At 56.8% G+C, this 18,076-nt stretch carries 12 protein-coding genes and 1 pseudogene; 11 read left to right on the top strand and 2 right to left on the bottom strand.

The genetic code is table 11. The features are described 5' to 3' along the window. The first annotated feature begins 523 nt into the window (after window positions 1-523). The 11 genes and pseudogenes from frmR (at window position 524) to gshA (ending at window position 15,376) form a co-directional block, all read left to right on the top strand. Window positions 524-799: a formaldehyde-responsive transcriptional repressor FrmR gene (frmR, locus tag EGJ22_RS23210; RefSeq protein WP_101196474.1), complete on the top strand. Its 276-nt coding sequence runs from the start codon at window positions 524-526 to the stop codon at window positions 797-799. A gap of 430 nt (window positions 800-1,229) precedes the next feature. After that, window positions 1,230-2,567 (top strand): DUF3422 family protein, encoded by a 1,338-nt coding sequence (locus EGJ22_RS23205; RefSeq protein ID WP_101196473.1) that lies wholly within the window; start codon window positions 1,230-1,232, stop codon window positions 2,565-2,567. Window positions 2,568-2,701: 134 nt separating this feature from the next. Beyond that, the gene (locus tag EGJ22_RS23200) at window positions 2,702-4,012 is read left to right on the top strand and encodes a replication-associated recombination protein A (protein ID WP_177432072.1); all 1,311 of its coding nucleotides are present in this window, start codon (window positions 2,702-2,704) and stop codon (window positions 4,010-4,012) included. Window positions 4,013-4,071: 59 nt separating this feature from the next. Further along, window positions 4,072-6,723, top strand: a complete 2,652-nt coding sequence (locus EGJ22_RS23195) for an excinuclease ABC subunit UvrA (RefSeq protein ID WP_016973497.1) — start codon at window positions 4,072-4,074, stop codon at window positions 6,721-6,723. A 254-nt stretch (window positions 6,724-6,977) separates the two neighbouring features. Continuing rightward, window positions 6,978-7,880, top strand: a complete 903-nt coding sequence (locus EGJ22_RS27020; RefSeq protein ID WP_125920421.1) for a LysR family transcriptional regulator — start codon at window positions 6,978-6,980, stop codon at window positions 7,878-7,880. Between the two features lie 296 nt (window positions 7,881-8,176). After that, complete coding sequence (locus tag EGJ22_RS23185; RefSeq protein ID WP_125920420.1) at window positions 8,177-10,234, top strand: carbon starvation CstA family protein; 2,058 nt, start codon at window positions 8,177-8,179, stop codon at window positions 10,232-10,234. 13 nt (window positions 10,235-10,247) lie between these two features. Beyond that, entirely contained in the window at window positions 10,248-10,451 is a 204-nt protein-coding gene (locus EGJ22_RS23180; protein WP_125920419.1) for a YbdD/YjiX family protein, read from the top strand. A gap of 108 nt (window positions 10,452-10,559) precedes the next feature. Next, window positions 10,560-11,906, top strand: coding sequence for a cache domain-containing protein (locus EGJ22_RS23175; RefSeq protein ID WP_125920418.1), 1,347 nt, complete (start codon window positions 10,560-10,562; stop codon window positions 11,904-11,906). 28 nt (window positions 11,907-11,934) lie between these two features. After that, window positions 11,935-12,575, top strand: a pseudogene (locus EGJ22_RS23170) (response regulator). A gap of 435 nt (window positions 12,576-13,010) precedes the next feature. Beyond that, window positions 13,011-13,784 (top strand): ZIP family metal transporter, encoded by a 774-nt coding sequence (locus EGJ22_RS23165; protein ID WP_101196467.1) that lies wholly within the window; start codon window positions 13,011-13,013, stop codon window positions 13,782-13,784. Beyond that, window positions 13,781-15,376 (top strand): glutamate--cysteine ligase, encoded by a 1,596-nt coding sequence (gshA, locus tag EGJ22_RS23160; protein ID WP_101196466.1) that lies wholly within the window; start codon window positions 13,781-13,783, stop codon window positions 15,374-15,376. The genes EGJ22_RS23165 and gshA overlap by 4 nt, the downstream gene beginning before the upstream one ends. Window positions 15,377-15,504: 128 nt before the next feature. On the opposite strand, the gene EGJ22_RS23155 is transcribed toward gshA, so the two are convergent. Both EGJ22_RS23155 and EGJ22_RS26295 read right to left on the bottom strand, forming a co-directional pair. Then, window positions 15,505-16,557: an AraC family transcriptional regulator gene (locus EGJ22_RS23155; RefSeq protein ID WP_125920417.1), complete on the bottom strand. Its 1,053-nt coding sequence runs from the start codon at window positions 16,555-16,557 to the stop codon at window positions 15,505-15,507. Further along, window positions 16,499-17,494: a helix-turn-helix domain-containing protein gene (locus tag EGJ22_RS26295; protein ID WP_101196464.1), complete on the bottom strand. Its 996-nt coding sequence runs from the start codon at window positions 17,492-17,494 to the stop codon at window positions 16,499-16,501. Before EGJ22_RS26295 ends, EGJ22_RS23155 begins: the two co-directional genes overlap by 59 nt. Window positions 17,495-18,076 lie beyond the last annotated feature (582 nt).

The raw sequence follows: 18,076 nt of genomic DNA, 5'->3' as shown, positions 1-18,076 counted from the left end.
AGGGTCACGTCTGATCATGCGGTCGACACCGCAGGCCAAGCGTGGGCCCGCCGAGCTGGAACCCAAGTAAGACTGCAGCGGAAGATTGATAGTCAGGGATGATTGTCAGTCCGTGCAGCATGGACGAGATCGTCTCAGTGCAGGTTAGCGCCTGCACAAGATGGATCTTGTGGCTGCTGAGTGAGTCTCCGTTAAGCGGAGGCTCTTAGGAAACAGGCTGGGAATTTTACGGTGAGAGCATGGAAGTGCTCTGCCAGAAGCGAGGCGCCAGCTGCATGGATTTTTCTCACGAAGTGAGGCGCGGCGATTAGTTTGAGCGACTCATGGGCGTGTGTTTTCTGCCCTTCAGCTTTTTATATGTCGTTTTCAGCGCGGGCAGCTTCGGATTCGGATGGTGTGCTTCGAGCGCAAATTGGACTAGCATGCATGCGCTCATGTGAGCGACGGTTTTCAACCATGCGCAAGCTTTCATACTGCACGGTAGTATAGTATGATGCATGCGTCCAACCCTTGAAGGTGTTCGATGCCCCATAATCCCCGTGAGAAAAAGCAAGCGCTGACCCGTGTGCGACGCATCAAAGGCCAGGTAGGAGCTCTTGAGCAAGCACTTGATGATGGTGCTGAGTGTGCTGCGATTCTTCAGCAGCTAGCGGCTGTGCGCGGAGCCGTGAATGGCTTAATGGCCGCAATTCTGGAGAGTTATCTGCGGGAGGAGTTTCCGCACACCGATGCTAGAACTGATTCGCAGAAGCAGTCGATTGATGACACGATCTCCATTGTCAGGTCCTACCTTCGCTAATTTTTATGGTCCTGCGCTAGCAGGGGAGCGTAAATCTTAGCCTTGAAGCTGCACATGCGTGGCCATCCCCGCTGGTGGGGCGATTACAACGAGCCAGAATCGCACTTGAATCGCCGCAAGGACGAGGTGTTTTCGCTGGGGAATTGGTCCGGAATGGCTAGGCGCAACGAAGAGTAAATTCGATTTTGCGCCCCTGTCACCCATGAGATATATCGCGAAAGTCTCACCGATAGCCGAATTGTGATGATCTCAGGCATAGCACTTGATGCAAGCTGAGTGCTAATGGCGCGAGTTAACCTGTTCCGTGTCTATCCTGTCATGTGCTAGCCGGCTACCTTCTTCACAAGGACGCTGGCCACGTGTGGGATACGCCAAAAGTCTTCTACCACGACACGTGATACCTTTAATTTCAACGAAAAATGAGGTCGCTATGAAACAGCCGCCCCAACTCGATATGGCCCCTAACCCCGCCTTCCAAACAACTGTGTACGGTATGCAGGCCTTGGCTGATCGAGCTGCAGCTGTGAACGAAGTTCATGCGCGCCCGCATTTGCTTATCCAGGCCCCACGAGGTTTATTGCAGCTTGCCTTCATCACCGAAGGTGATTCAGCTAAAGATCAGGCGGCGATGACAGAACTGTCTCAGCGCTTGGGTGTTGCAGAACCCGACAATACGACGCCGCTTCACGGCCTGACTTGGGACGACGGTGACTTGCACTGCGAGAAACACACCGAGTTCTCGACCTATCTGTGGAGTGCTGTGCTTGATCCCGAGACGGGAGCACCTTGTGGAGAGAACCCCTTCAAGCGAGGGTTCGTACCACCAGGTCCGGTAATTTCAGGAATTCGCCTGAATGTATTGCCTTGGACCGAGGCGGCTGAACAGGAAATTGAACGTTTTGACCCTGTTAGCTTGTGCTATTCGGTGGTGGAGAACGGCGCAGCCGCTATTGTGACCGACTTTAGGCAGGACGCGGATGGTTTGACGAACATCCTCATTCTTGACCGTGACTTAACTCAGGCTCGCGCGGGAGCGCTCGCCCAGCGCCTGCTGGAAATCGAGACCTACCGCACTTTAGCACTCCTGGCGCTCCCGCTGACACGCTCTTTGACCGTGGATCTGCGGCGCATGGAATCGCAACTCGCGGCCATCACTGACGAAATGCGCACCGGCAAAGGCGAGCGTCGTGACAACGATGTTCTTCTGGCTGAGCTTACCAGCCTGGGGGCGGAGCTGGAGGCAGGTGTGGCAGCGAACCTTTATCGTTTCGGCGCCAGCCGGGCCTACTACGAAATCGTCGAAGAGCGGTTGGATGCGTTGGCGGAAGAGTCAGTAGCGGGCTACTGCACGTGGCGCGATTTCCTACATCGACGCATTGCACCAGCGATGCGCACCTGCCAGTCGGTCAAGGAGCGCCAGACTAAGCTTTCCGACAAGCTGACTCGTGCCATTGCATTGCTACGGTCTTGGATTGACGTTGAGCTTGAGCGTCAGAATCGGGACCTGCTGGAGTCGATGAACAATCGCGCCAAGTTGCAACTGCGCCTTCAACAAACAGTTGAAGGCTTATCGGTGGCGGCTATTTCCTATTACGTCGTTAGCCTGCTGGCGTATCTGCTCAAAGGTATCCCAGGAGTTCATGACAAGGTTGCTCCTGAACTGGTGATCGCTGGGCTGGTACCCGTGGTCATTTTGGCGATCTGGTGGACGGTTCGGCGAATTAGGCATGCCCATGGTGACCATGCAGGGGAAGAGAAATCTTCCTGATGCGGTCGGCTTGGTCCAGGGAGTGCTCCGGGGCTTGATTCAGGTTCCAGTAACTATTCTTTGCGAAGCCTCGCCTAATCATGCAGACGCCGATCCTGCTTTGTGGCGCCTTCAACTATCAGCCATGCTGGGAGATGATCTTGGTCGATCTGTTTACGACAAAGCCTGAGCCGCCCTTGGCTGAGCGTTTGCGCCCCAGGTCCCTGGACGAGTTCGTCGGGCAGCAGCATCTGTTGGGGGCCGGCAAACCACTGCGCCTGGCGTTCGAGGCAGGCAAACTGCACTCGTTTATCCTCTGGGGGCCACCCGGTGTGGGCAAAACCACGCTGGGACGCCTGGCCGCCAGTGTCACCGATAGTCAGTTCATCGCCATTTCCGCTGTGCTAGCCGGGGTGAAGGACATCCGCCAGGCCATTGACGATGCTCAGGCCGAGCTAGATGGGTATGGTCGTTCGACGGTGCTGTTCGTCGATGAGATTCATCGATTCAACAAGGCGCAGCAAGACGCACTGTTGCCGCATGTCGAGTCCGGGCTGCTGACACTGGTAGGCGGTACCACCGAACACCCAGGGTTAGCGGTCAACTCGGCGCTGCTCTCGCGGGCGCAGGTCTACACCCTCGAACCGCTGTCCCACGATGAACTGCAGCAACTATACGAGCGCGCGTTGCCGCATCTGGCCGGGGTTGCCCTAGACGCGGAAGCGCTGGACTTGCTCAAAGGCTTCGCTGATGGCGATGGCCGGCGCTTCCTGAACCTGCTCGAGCAGGTTGCCGCTGCGGCGTCCGGCGCGGGCAAGACCACGGTCGACGGTGAGTTCGCCAGGTTGTCGACCAGCCCGTCGTTGCGCCGCTTCGACAAGGGAGGCGACGAATTCTATTGGCAGTTGTCCGCCTTTCATAAGTCTTTGCGTGGCTCCGATCCGGATGCGGCGCTGTATTGGCTGGCACGGATCCTCGATGGCAGTGGGGACGTCACCCAGGTGATTCGGCGCATGGTGGTGATGGCCAGCGAAGACATCGGCAATGCCGACCCCCAGGCGTTGCAACTGGCGCTCAACGCCGCACAAGCCTATGAAAGGCTGGGCTCTCCCGAGGGCGAAATCCCTCTTGCCCAAGCGGTGACCTACCTTGCCTTGGCGCCCAAGTCGAATGCGGCCTATGCCGCCTGGGACCAGGCCAAGGCCTTCGTTAAGAGCACCGGCTCGATGCCTGTGCCGTTGCACCTGCGCAACGCGCCGACCAAGCTCATGAGCCAGATGGGCTATCGCGATGGTTACCGCTATGCGCACCATGAACCCAACGCCTACGCCGCGGGGCAGACCTATTTTCCAGAAGGGGTGATGCGACCGGGCTGGTACCAACCCACGGACCGCGGGCGCGAGCGCAAGCTGGGGGAAAAGCTTGCCTGGCTGCACTCGCTCGATGATTCGGTATCGCCAGATTGAGCCGGATGTTGCCCGGACTTTCAGCGCTCAGCCATCCACGAACTGTAGGACAGTAAGCTATGCCAAATCCTTCATACGGTGAATCCTCGTGCACTGCTGCGGCCAGCGGCCAAGTGGAAGTGCGCGGTGCGCGGGAGAACAATCTCAAGGACGTTGATGTCGCTATTCCGCGCAATGCGCTGGTGGTGTTTTCCGGTGTCTCCGGCTCTGGCAAGTCTTCGCTGGCCTTCGGCACCATCTATGCTGAGGCACAGCGACGCTATTTCGAATCGGTAGCCCCTTATGCCCGGCGGTTGATCGACCAGGCGGGTGTACCTGACGTTGATGCGATCGACGGCCTGCCGCCTGCTGTCGCGTTGCAGCAGCAGCGAGGGGCGAGCAATGCGCGTTCTTCCGTGGGGAGCGTGACCACACTGTCTAGTCTGGTGCGCATGATGTACTCGCGCGCCGGGGCTTATCCGGCCAACCAGCCGATGTTGTACGCCGAGGATTTCTCGCCAAACACCCCGCAAGGCGCATGCCCGGCCTGTCATGGTCTGGGCCATGTGTACGAGGTGACGGAGGCGACCATGGTGCCTGATCCGTCACTGAGCATCCGTGAACGGGCCATCGCCGCCTGGCCACCGGCCTGGCACGGCCAGAACCTACGCGACATCCTGGTCACCCTGGGCTACGACGTCGACCGTCCCTGGAAGGATTTGCCGAAAAAGGACCGTGAATGGATCCTGTTCACGGAAGAGACGCCCACGGTGCCGGTCTACGCGGGTTTCACGCCTGCCGAGACTCAACAGGCGCTCAAGCGTAAACTCGAACCCAGCTATATGGGCACCTTCACGGGCGCCCGACGTTACGTGCTGCACACCTTTGCCAACACCCAGAGCGCGTTGATGAGAAAGCGCGTGTCGCGCTACATGGAAGGCAAGCTGTGCCCGGCCTGCCACGGCAAGCGACTCAAGGCCGAGGCGCTGTCGGTGACCTTTGCCGGGGTGGACATTGGCGAGTTCATGCAAATGCCCCTAGACCGCTTAGCGGCGCTGCTCGAGCCCATTGCCCAAGGCGACTTCCGCGCCCACACGGCTGGCGAGGGTACCGACCGCGAAGCGACACGCCGTGATCGAGCCGAACGGGCCGCAAGTGGTCGTGCGGTCCATGCGGTATCGCCTGACGTGCGCCGTACGTCGGCGCTGTCGGAGGAGAAGCGTCTCGCCGCGCAGCGCCTGGCCGGTGGGGTAATGGCGCGTCTGCGCCAACTGCGCGGATTGGGCCTGGGCTACCTCACGCTGGATCGGGCCACGCCGACGCTGTCGGCTGGCGAGTTGCAGCGCTTGCGCTTGGCCACGCAACTGAGCTCCATGCTGTTTGGCGTGGTGTATGTGCTCGATGAACCTTCTGCAGGTCTGCACCCCTCTGACAGCCATGCACTGTACGACTCGCTGGATAAACTGCGCGATGCTGGTAACTCGCTCTTCGTGGTTGAGCACGACCTGGACTTGATGCGCCGCGCGCAATGGCTGGTGGATGTAGGACCAGATGCGGGGGAGCGGGGTGGGCGCGTGCTCTACAGTGGTGTGCCAGAAGGATTGCGCGAGATTGCGGAGTCGCGAACTGCGCGGTACTTGTTCGACGAAATCCCCGCACCGGCTAGCCACGAGCGCGAACCGACCGGGTGGCTGGAGCTGCTAGGCATTCGGCGGCACAACCTGCACGGCGTGGATGCACGTATCCCGCTGGGTGTGCTGACGGCGGTTACCGGTATCTCCGGTTCGGGTAAGTCCAGTCTGGTCGCGCAGGCCCTGCCAGAGCTGTTGCTACTGCACCTAGGGCACGAGCCCGAAGATGATGCAGCTGAAAATGCTAACAGCGAAGGTCCTGCGGTTATCGAGGCCACAGGAGGTCATCTCGCCGGTGATGTGGATGTCGTCCAACGCCTGGTCCAGGTCGACCAGAAGCCGATTGGCCGCACGCCACGTTCAAACTTGGCCACCTATACCGGTTTATTCGATCACGTACGCAAGCTTTTCGCCGCCACGCCGGACGCGCGCCGGCATCGTTATGACGCTGGCCGATTTTCTTTCAACGTGGCGAAGGGGCGTTGTGATACGTGCGAAGGGGAGGGTTTCGTCAGCGTCGAGCTGCTGTTCATGCCCAGTGTCTACGCCCCCTGTCCGACCTGCCATGGCGCCCGCTACAACGAGGCCACGCTCAAGGTACGCTGGAACGGGCGCAACATCGCCGAAGTATTGCAGATGACGGTGGAAGAAGCCTGTGACTTCTTCGCCAGCGAAGACGCCATCGCGCGGCCGCTGCAACTGCTGCAGGAAATCGGGCTGGGCTATCTGCGCCTGGGCCAGCCCGCCACCGAACTATCGGGTGGCGAAGCACAGCGCATCAAGCTAGCCACGGAGCTGCAGCGAAGCCAGCGAGGCCGTAGCCTGTACGTGCTCGACGAGCCTACCACTGGTCTGCACGCTTCTGACGCTGACCGTTTGCTTGTGCAACTGCAACGTCTAGTCGATGCCGGTAATACCGTGGTGATGATTGAGCACGACATGCGTGCTGTAGCTCAGGCCGATTGGGTGATAGACATAGGGCCTGGTGCGGGTGAGGAGGGTGGGCACATCGTTGCGTCCGACACTCCTAGATTAGTGGCAAGGACGTCAGGCAGTCGAACCGCACCATTCCTTGCTGAGCAGCTCAAGCGAACCAAGTAGAGTGCTTTCAATATGGCATTGGGCTCGTAGGGGCCTTGATCATCGCACGGCATGGCTAAGGTTTTGCTGTGACTGATCCACTTGATCATTTAGTACAGGGTTGTAGTAGAACCCATGTGCTATTGGGGGCGTGCTTCTGGTTATTGAATTGACCAGCCAGATAGTTTAACTCAGCTCCTCGCGTGAGGAGCTGGCTTCGAAGGGGGGGATGGAAATTCATCATCAATGCCCCCTTAATTCTAGAGTCGGAAATCATGCTTAATCGCCTAGAAGCCCTGAAAATCTTCTGTGTCGTCGCAGAGGTCTTGCAGTTCCGTGATGCGGCAAATCGACTTAATCTATCCCCTCAAGTGGTCACGCGTACAATCGGAGCCTTGGAGCGAGAGTTTGGAGAGGTACTTTTTTATCGTACTACTAGGCAGGTCAGATTAAGTGGTTTCGGAGAGCAATTGCTGCCCCAAGCCAGGCAGCTCATAAAAGATAGCGAGCGGCTATTTCAGAATCGTTGTCAGGTGAGACAGGATCTGGTGAGCGGTTTAGTGCGTGTGTCTGTACCTGACTCTCCATGCATGCGACTCATCTTAGGAGACATACTCGATGGTCTTCGGAGTTACCCGAGTGTCATTCTGAAGTGGAATGTAAAGCTGGGTGCGTTGGATGATTTCGACGGTCAGGGGGTTGATATATTAATCACCTTGGACCTGCCATCCGATAACAGATGGATCGTGCGTAAGGCTGGCGTTACGCGCAATCGGATCGTGGCCGCCCCTTCGCTTATCGACCGCATTGGCATGCCTAAGAATATCGAGGACCTACAACAGAATTTCCCTCTTAGTACAGCAATGGACCCCGCTACAGGCAGAGCTTGTCCCTGGTATATTCACCAAGGCCGCCAGTTCTTTCCCGCGCAGCCCTACCTAACCACTGACGATTTATATAGTCAATTGGAAGCTACCCGGGCAGGGCATGTGATTAGCTATATTCAGGGCATGACGTGTTTGCCATACCTAGCAAATCGTGAGTTGATAGAAGTGCTACCGGAGCTAGAGCGCGCGAGTTGGCCGATCTACGTGTGTCACCCTCAGCGGACCGATAGCTGCCCAAGAGTTGATGTGGTTTTCGAAATGCTGGTCGAAAGTCTGAATCGACGTCTCTAATTTCGACGACTGTTTGTCCAGCGATATTGCTATTGCTTTTACAATGGCTTTGTTAGAAGGTTCGCTTCGATCTAGAAGTCAGTGACGCCCTGTCGCTGACGTTATATGTCAGCTCATTGCGGAGAAGTGATGGGAGCGCTGCTGTGTTCCTAGCTACGTAGTACTACGGAGTGTGGCCTCGTATTAATGCGAATGTTCTTGCCGATCTAGGGCGGCCAGAGTGTCACCGTCCCTATCTGGACCCACACAAAAACAAGAACCGCCGCCGGGCTATACCCGCGGCAGGAGAACTTTCAATGACCACACTGGCTACCCGAATTGCCTGGTTCGCCGTCGCCTTGCTGGGTGCATTTGCTCTAGGCACTCTGGCATTGCGCAGGGGCGAAGCCATCAGCGCCCTCTGGATTGTGACTGCAGCCGTTGCTGTCTATCTGATCGCCTACCGTTACTATAGCCTGTTCATCGCCAACAAAGTGATGCAGCTGGACGCCACGCGCGCCACGCCCGCCGTGCTCAACAACGACGGCCTGGACTACATCCCTACCAACAAGCACATCCTCTTCGGCCACCACTTCGCCGCCATCGCCGGTGCAGGTCCACTCGTGGGCCCGGTGCTTGCCGCACAGATGGGCTACCTCCCTGGCACGCTCTGGCTGATCGCCGGCGTGGTGCTAGCCGGTGCGGTACAGGACTTCATGGTCCTGTTCATTTCCACCCGCCGCAACGGTCGCTCTCTGGGCGAGTTGGTGCGCGAGGAAATGGGCCCAATCCCCGGCACCATCGCATTGTTCGGTGCCTTCCTGATCATGATCATCATCCTTGCGGTGCTCTCGCTGATCGTGGTCAAGGCCTTGGCGGAAAGCCCCTGGGGCATGTTCACGGTGATGGCCACGTTGCCGATTGCGGTATTCATGGGCATCTACATGCGTTATATCCGCCCGGGCCACATCGGCGAGATCTCGGTGATTGGTGTGGTGCTGTTGCTCGCCTCCATCTGGGTCGGCGGAATTGTTTCCGCCGATCCCTTCTTGGGGCCGGCATTCACCTTCACCGGCGTGCAGATCACTTGGATGCTGATCGGTTACGGCTTTGTTGCAGCCGTGCTACCGGTGTGGCTGATCCTGGCACCACGCGACTACCTGTCAACCTTCCTCAAAATCGGCACCATCGTCGCTTTGGCTATCGGCATCCTGTTCATCGCTCCCGATCTGAAGATGCCGGCCGTCACCCACTTCATCGATGGCACGGGCCCGGTATGGAAGGGCGCGTTGTTCCCGTTCCTATTCATCACTGTCGCCTGCGGCGCGGTGTCAGGCTTCCATGCGCTGATCAGTTCTGGCACCACGCCGAAGCTGCTGGCCAATGAAAGCCATGCGCGCTACATCGGCTATGGCGCGATGCTGATGGAGTCCTTCGTGGCCATCATGGCCATTGTCGCCGCTTCGGTGATCGAGCCAGGCGTTTACTTCGCCATGAACAGCCCGGCGGCCCTGGTCGGCGCGGACGTTACCAGTGTCGCGACTACCGTCAGCAGCTGGGGCTTCACCATCACCCCTGAAGTGCTGCAGCAGACTGCCAAGGATATTGGCGAACACACCATCCTGGCCCGCGCCGGTGGCGCACCGACCTTGGCAGTAGGTATCGCGCAGATCCTCCACAAGGCACTGCCGGGCGAGAGCACCATGGCATTTTGGTATCACTTCGCCATTCTGTTCGAGGCACTGTTCATCCTCACAGCGGTCGATGCTGGTACCCGAGCTGGGCGCTTCATGCTGCAAGATCTATTGGGCAACTTCGTGCCGTCATTGAAGAAGACCGACTCCTGGACCGCTAACCTAACCGCTACCGCTGGTTGCGTGGCCATGTGGGGCTGGCTGCTGTACCAAGGCGTGATCGACCCGCTGGGCGGTATCAATACCCTGTGGCCGCTCTTCGGCATCTCCAACCAGATGCTGGCGGGCATCGCGCTGATGCTCGGATGCGTAGTGCTGATCCGCATGAAACGCCAGCGCTATGTCTGGGTTACCTTGGTGCCGGCGGTATGGCTGCTGATCTGCACCACCACGGCCGGGCTGATCAAGCTGCTCGACCCGAACCCTGCGATGGGCTTCCTGGCCCTGGCCAACAAGTACAGCACCGCTGCCGCTGCCGGCCAAGTGCTGGCCCCAGCGAAGGATTTGGCGCAGATGCAGCACGTGGTGTTCAACGCTTACACCAATGCGACTCTTACCGTGCTGTTCCTGCTGGTGGTTCTGAGCATCCTCTGGTTCGCAATCAAGGTTGCCCGTCGCGCTTGGATCATGCCCGAACGCACTGACAAGGAGTCGCCGTTCCAGCCCTTGCCCGATGCCTGAGGAGTCCGACAGTATGTTCAATGACTTGAGCAAGATGGGCAAATACCTCGGTCAAGCTGCGCGGATGCTGGTTGGCATGCCGGACTACGATGCCTACGTGGAGCACATGCAGGGGAAGCATCCGGATAAGCCGGTGATGTCCTACGAGATGTTCTTCCGTGAACGGCAAGAAGCGCGCTACGGCGGTGGCAGCGGACGCCCCGTTCGTTGCTGCTGAGCGGCCACTGATGCAAGCGAGCGCCACGTTCATCGTGGCGCTCTCGCGTTCCAGGGCTGGCAACCCGCATAGTGGCGTCGCCAGCTCCTCCTCGCTTCGGAAAAAACCATGCAACTCAAGCACAAGATCGTCACCCTCAGTGTGCTGCCGCTGATCCTCTCAGTGCTGTTCATCTGCGTCCTGGTGTTCGCCCAAAGTCGCAAGCTGGAAGAGGAACAGGCGCGTCTTGTGGAAAGCAGCATCATGACGGCGAAGAAAGCAGAGCTGAGAAACTACCTAAGCCTGGCGATGAGCCTGATCGCACCGCTGTACGACGGTGGCGTGGATGACGAGGCGACGCGCAATCGCGCCCTAGCCATCTTGTCCCAGGCCAATTTCGGCCGCGACGGGTACTTCTTCGTCTATGACCAGCACGGCAAGAACCTAATGCATCCCCGTCAGGCTGAGCTGGTCGGCAAGGAACTGATCACGATGACCGACAAGAACGGCCTACCGGTCATAAAGGCGCTGCTCAATAGCGCCAGGGAAGGGGACGGCTATCAGTTGTACGACTGGCAGAAACCATCCACCGGACAGATCACCGGTAAGCTGGCATACGTGGTGATGCTCGATCGCTGGGGTTGGATGCTCGGTACGGGTATCTACATTGACGATGTAGAGGTGGCGACCCTCAAATCACGCCAGGAAGTGGCCTCAGGTGTGCTGACCACGGTGTTGGCGATCGCCTCGTTCTCGCTGGTCGCGGTACTGGTGATCTTCGCCGGCGGTCTGATGCTTAATGTCAGCGAGCATCGCTTGGCTGACCGCAAGCTGACCTTGCTAAACCAGCGCATCGTCAATCTGCAGGAAGAAGAGCGCTCGCGGGTATCGCGGGAGCTGCACGACGGCATCAGTCAGGAGCTGGTGTCGATAAAATTCCAGTACGAGCTGGCGGCCATGGAGTTGGCCCGCGGTGGACAAGGGGGGGTGGAAAACCTGCGCAAGGGCACTACGCGGCTGGGGGCCGCCATCGGCGAGATACGCCGGATCTCCCATGATCTGCGGCCCTCATTGCTGGATACTTTAGGCCTGTCGGCGGCTATCGACCAACAAGTACGGGAATTCGAGCAACGCACGTCAATCCGCACCCAGTACGAGTGCGGCATGGCAGCTACCGACGTGGGGCCGGAGGTCTCACTGACGCTATTCCGTATCATCCAAGAAGCCTTGGCGAACGTGGAGCGTCACGCAAAGGCGACGACGGCTATCGTCTCGATTACCGCGCAGCAAGGCATGATCGTACTGCGGGTCGAAGACAACGGCGTAGGGTTCGATACCAATGCCGCGGACGACAGCCACGGCATCGGCCTGCGCAACATACGCGAGCGCGCCGATCATCACCTGGGCAGCGTCACCCTCGCGTCGGTCCACGGGCGCACCGAACTGCAAGTGCAGATACCGATCGTCAACGCATGAGCGTTTCCATTCGAATCCCGAGGATTCCATGAATACATCCAAGCCAATCAGAATCGCCTTGGTCGATGATCACGTCCTTGTGCGTGACGGCGTCAAGGCGCTGCTCGGCGCCATTGCGCATTTTGACGTAATCGGTCAGGCCGAGTCGGGGGAGCAGGCACTCGAGCTGGTGGCTAGCACCGAGCTGGACATTCTGCTGGTCGACGTGGGCCTGCAGGGTATGAACGGGCTGGAGCTCACCCAGCGACTTCGCAGCCTATATCCAGACATCAGGATTCTCATGTGAGCATGTACGACCACCAGGAGTATGTGCGCACTTCCATCAGCGCAGGCGCATCGGGTTATGTGCTCAAGAACGCGCCGTCTGCCGAACTGGTCGCGGCCATTGAGACCATCGCCGCGGGTGGGCGCTTCTATAGCTCTGAGATCACTCGCAAGCTGGTTGGCGGCAGCCGTGACGAAAACGACCTAACGCCCCGGGAGCTGCAGGTGCTGGTAATGATCGCGAAAGGACGCAATAACAAGGAAATGGCACGTGAGCTGGACATCAGTGTGCGCACGGTCGAGACCTACCGCTTGAGCATCCGCCGCAAGCTCAACATCGACACGCCGGTGGCGCTCATGAAGTATGCCCTTGAGCAAGGTTTAGTTTCATTAGGTAAAGCTTGAAAGTTTGACCATTGGGGGGCTGAGGCAAGGTTTCAGTGCCGATGCCGGGGCAGCGATCTCGTCTTCTACGTCATGAACAAGATGGAATCGAGCCGTCAGGCTGGGCGATACCCAAGACTCTTGAATAGCGATCAGGAGGTCGTCATGTGCCCTTGTTGCAGGTGTACTGACCAAGCGGAGCTCATTGGGCGGCGAATTCATTACCTAGCTAAGGTATCGCTGCTTTATGCCTGATCAGTCTGCGCGGCTTAGTAAAGGCCAGAGTACAGACACTGGATTAGCAGCTCTCACGTGTCGATGGACTTGAAAAATACTATACACCCCTATAGTATCTGCACGGTGCGTTGAGCGCTTTCGTCCGGTGAGGCTCCGGGCCACCTAGGTGCTCCGTCACTAGTCGAAGACCGAATTGTTTCCTGTTCAGGTGCTGAGTCCATGTCATTGATAGTCATAGTCCTTGTCACTTTGATGGCAGGTATTGGTAGCGTATGGGTGGCTGATCAGTTGGTCGTGCGCGCCCAAGTGATTCGCCGCAACGATAGCTATATGCAGCAGGGGTTGCTGAGCTTAGCTGCAGGCGCCTTACTGGCGACAGCGCTCCTGCATTTGTTGCCCGAAGCCTTCGAAAGCGGTGCTGAATCCCACGATCTGTTCCTGACGTTGTTGGTGGGATTGGTGTTCTTCTTCTTCTTGAGCAAGGCGCAGCTTTGGCATCACGGTCATGAGCACTCGCACCACGAACAAGATCATCACAATACCGGGTGGACGCTATTGGTCGGCGATGGTATCCATTGTTTTGGCGATGGCGTGCTGATCGCTTCAGCTTTCGTTGCAGATATGCGCCTGGGCTTTATCGCCGCCGTTTCCGTGCTGGTGCATGAGGTTCCCCATCACATGGGGGATCTTGTAGTCCTTAGGCAGAGCAGCCCTCGAAGCGCGGCAGTGCGCAAAGTCTCCATAGCGGGTGCCATGACCGCTATAGGCGGTGTTGCCGGATATACGTTGCTAGACCAGTTATGGGATTGGCAACCTATGCTTCTCACGTTGGCGGGTAGCAGCTTCATTTACGTGGCTCTGTCGGACTTGATTCCTCAGCTGCGCCAGCGTCGCACTACCGGAGATACCTCGCTTCAGGTCATATGGCTGTTGTTAGGTATTGGCCTGGTGGCATTGGTCAGCGAGTTTTCTCACGTGGGGCATGCACATTGATCAGTAATCAACGCGTTCCTGCAAGCACGTCTTATCTACGTCGCTTGCAACTGGTCGAACAGAATCTTTCTTTGCTCAGTCAATCTCTGCGCGGAGTGGAGCGCGAGTGCCTGCGCGTGACCGGTGGTGGTCATCTGGCCCAGACTCCGCACCCCGCGGCATTGGGTTCTGCGCTGACCAACGAACAGATCACCACCGACTATTCCGAGTCGCTGCTAGAGTTCATCACCCCGGCCCTGGCCGACCCGGCAAAAGTGCTCGAAAGCCTCGAGCAGGTCCATCGTTTTGTCTACACCAAACTCGATGGCGAGTACCTGTGGAGCCCATCGATGCCCTGCATACTGCCAGCCGAGGAGGACATCCCGATCGCAGAGTACGGCACCTCGAACGTCGGCAAGTTCAAGCATGTCTACCGCAAGGGACTGGCCTTGCGCTACGGTCGCACCATGCAGTGCATTGCCGGCATCCATTACAACTTCTCCATGGCCGAGGCGCTGTGGCCGCTGCTGCGCGAAACCGAGAGTGGTGAGCAGAGTGATCGCGACTACCAGTCTGCGGCCTACTTCGCACTAATCCGCAACTTCCGCCGGTACAGCTGGTTGCTGATGTATCTATTCGGCGCCTCCCCGGCCCTAGAAAAAGGTTTCCTGCGTGGGCGAGCGCACCAGCTCGAGGAACTCGATGCTGAGACGCTCTACCTGCCCTATGCCACCAGCCTGCGCATGAGTGACCTCGGTTATCAGAGTAATGCCCAAGCTAGACTAGCCCCCAGCCTTAACAGTCTCGACAGCTACATCGAAGGGATACGAAAGGCACTCGATACGGTTTATCCATTGTACGAACAGAAGGGGACGACCAAGCGGGGTGAGTGGTTGCAGCTGAACAGCAATGTTTTGCAGATCGAAAACGAATACTATTCGAGCATCCGCCCCAAGCGTGTCGCTTACGTCGGCGAGCGACCGATCGAGGCACTGACATCCCGTGGCGTGCAGTACGTCGAAGTGCGCTGTCTGGACATCAACCCGTTCATGCCATTGGGCATCGACCTCACCGAATCGCGCTTCCTCGACGCGTTCCTGCTGTTTTGCGCCTTGGAAGACAGCCCGCAGTTTGACAGCGGTGAGTGCGACCAGTGCGACAGCAACTTCCTTGCAGTGGCCAAGGAGGGGCGCCGCCCGGGTTTGGAGCTGTGTCTTGATGGTCAGTCGATCGGCCTGAAGGCCTGGGCAAGCGAGCTGATTAGGCATATAGGTCAATTGGCTGTTTTGCTCGACCGCGCTAGGGGCGGTGAGGAACATATGCATGCGCTGGCCGCGCAACAGGCGAAGGTCGATGATGCTTCCCTTACCCCATCGGCCCAGGTGCTGGCGAGCATGAGCGAGCACAATGAGAGCTTCGTCCAGTTCTCCCTGCGCCAGAGCAGGCTGCACGCCAAGGCCTTCCGCGAAATGCCGCTTGCCGCCGAGCAGCAACAAGTCTTTGAGAGTCTGGCAAGCGAATCTATAACGGAGCAAGTGCGTCTAGAAACCTTAGACCAAGAAGACTTCCATCAATTCATGGATGCCTACCTAGTATTAAGTTCGAATTCGTAATAGTAACTGTGGTGTTCTTGGTCAAGAGGAAGTGAAACCCTCTCGGGCGAGGGGCTATAAACATTTACAGCATTTACGGATCAAAAATAAGTGGCCATAACTTTATGGTTTTCTGTCCGAAAGGCTTTTTATAAGTTTTCAAGTCTCCAGCGTGCTGGCGTAAGGCCGACTTCTTTGCGGAAAGAACTCGTGAAATGAGGTTGGCTATTGAATCCGAGGTCTAAAGCTATTTCAAGAATTGGCCTTTTGGTGTTCTTAAGGATTTCCTTGGCGCGCAGAATTTTTTGTTGCACAACGTAAGCGTGTGGTGTGTTGCCTGTGTGCTGCTTAAATGTGACTGTAAAGCGGCATCGGCTTGCACCAAATATACTGCTCAGTTGAGTAAGGGTTATGTGGTTGTTTAGGTTTTCATTAATGTATTCCAGTGTTTTTTGGAGTCTGAGTTTTTCGGATCTAAACTTTGTTTCATTGTCGTTAGGCCGGCTTTGATTATGTAGGCACGCTACTAGGCGTGAACCCAATGCCAAGCCGAGAGTTTCGATTAAGCATGGATTGCTGCCGCCGTGTCGATTTTGGGCATGTAATAGGGCTGCTAGGATGTGTGAAACGCCATGATCACTGAGTGAAGTGGCATTGCACAGAGAAATTACTGGTGGAGCTTCATGTCCTGTAACCGCTTCAAAACATTCTGAGATAAGCTGCTGAGGAAGATACACTCTCAGATGCTCATAGGGCGGTTTTATCACTTTGCGCCAAGCGCCTCTTTTTGGCCCTGTTACTAATAATTGCCCAGGCATACCTCCTTTCCAGGCGCTGTTTTCGTCTATAAACAACTCTGCTTGTGTTCTGCGTGTCACCAGTGTAACGACGTGAAAGTCATCATCTGTGTCCGAGAGGACTTCGATCGTTGGATCAGAGCTTAAATTTTTCCAGCAGGAGAGTCGGATGAGTGCGTCATTGCCGCTGGGGAGTTTATGGGGAGGGGGAGGCCGGCGCCAGATGGTCTCGGAGGAGGGGGCGCATCCATGGGTATGTATGATTTCTCCGAAGACTCCTGCTGTTCGGGTGCCCATTGAGCTTGACCATTCAGGGTTGAGTAGGTCTTCATCATTTATCCTCCGTTCAGCAGCGTGGCTTTGTTCGAGCCATTTCTTCTCGCCAGCGGCCAGGAGGAACGCCAATGATCTGCCGGAAATGCCTTATAAGATGGGAGGCGCTACTGAAGCCTAGTGCGATAGCAATCTGTTGGACAGTGAGAGTTCCTGACAATAGTAGGGATTGAGCGGCAATAACTCGCCGCTTCATGACGTAGTAGTGAGGCGAGAGGCCAGTCGCAATCTTAAATTGCGCCGCAAAGTGCATGCGACTGAGTCCTGCAATGGCACTGAGTTCGCTTAAGCATAAGCTCTTGTTGAGATTTGACTCGATGTAGTCTGTGACACGATTAAGTCGCCAAGTTGCTAGCGGAGACTGCTTTGGGAAAGAGCTTTTGCGCTCACGATTCCTGTATTGTCCAACAAGATGTATAGCTAAAGCCAAGCCAAGACTCTCTAGTTGAAGCGAGTTTGCAGGGGAGTAGTCTTGAGTTGCAAAAAAACATGCCATGAGAAGGTTGTTGGAAATGGCATCCTGTGTGGTATGGGCGTCAAATAGAATGATGTCAGTTGACAAGCCCCTTCCATCTAGTGTTTCTGCCGCCTCAGAAAGCAATGTGGGAGGTAAGCTGATAAGAAACATATCGAGCTCTCCCTTGTGAATACAATTGCGTGTGGCGTAGATAGGGCCGCTTAAAGCGACGTCTCCGGGAGACATGTATTTGTTAAAAACTCTCCTGCCACCGATACGAAACTCAGAATTACATGGCCTAATTGGAATAAGCGCTCGGTGATCTGGCATCACTCCGGACGGTGAAAACTCATAAATATCGCTCTCTGCTGGTCTGTACCAGCGGGCGAAAGTAGTGTGGCCGGCGCCGCCGGTTGAAAGTTGGGGGGCGTTCGCGTCCGCTGGCCAGCTTGCGAGAACGCGTTTGTCACTGTCCTTGTATGCTGATCCGCCGGTGTTAACCATATCTACCGAGGTCAGCAAATCCATCGGATCTCTAATTACTGTCGCCATATCACGTTTCCCTAATTCTTGGAAGGGTTCAGAGGCTGTAGCGGTTAGAGACACAACGAGGTCTTAACTGAATAAATATAGTTGAACCGAGCAAAAAGGGAAACCTGGCTCTCAGGATAGATAGGATCCAACTCTCATTCGTCACACTTGTTTGCCTGATAGGGAGCCATCTGGATGGCCTTTTCGTGCATTCAGTCAATCCGTAGCAGATTTTGTAATCTCATTTCCGAGGTTCCGTCCACACTGACGAACGCCAAAACGTTGGCGATAGGTGATGACCGCCAAGGCCTTCAGGGCAGGCATTTTGGGAATTTGAAGCACACGAAGAAAGCGGAAAAGGATGCTCGATTGCGGGGTCACCTTGTCTTGAAGCGGGCGGGCAAAGGTATCCGCACAGGGAAGCAAGCAACGGAAATAAATTTTTAGCTTGCTGCTTGATACTGTAGGGGGGTATAGTATTATCACATCAGCGGGAAGGGAGGATGGCAACACCCCCAGCGCTCCTAAGAGAAGGAGAAAGCTCTCGGACACGCTAGAGGTATTAGCGAGCAGGTCACGGCTCTAGAGCATGACCTGGAGGCT

Origin of the sequence: Pseudomonas sp. p99-361, from assembly GCF_003935475.1 — a bacterium.
GTDB classification, from domain to species: domain Bacteria; phylum Pseudomonadota; class Gammaproteobacteria; order Pseudomonadales; family Pseudomonadaceae; genus Aquipseudomonas; species Aquipseudomonas juntendi.
This window is presented reverse-complemented; position numbering and strand designations above follow the sequence as displayed.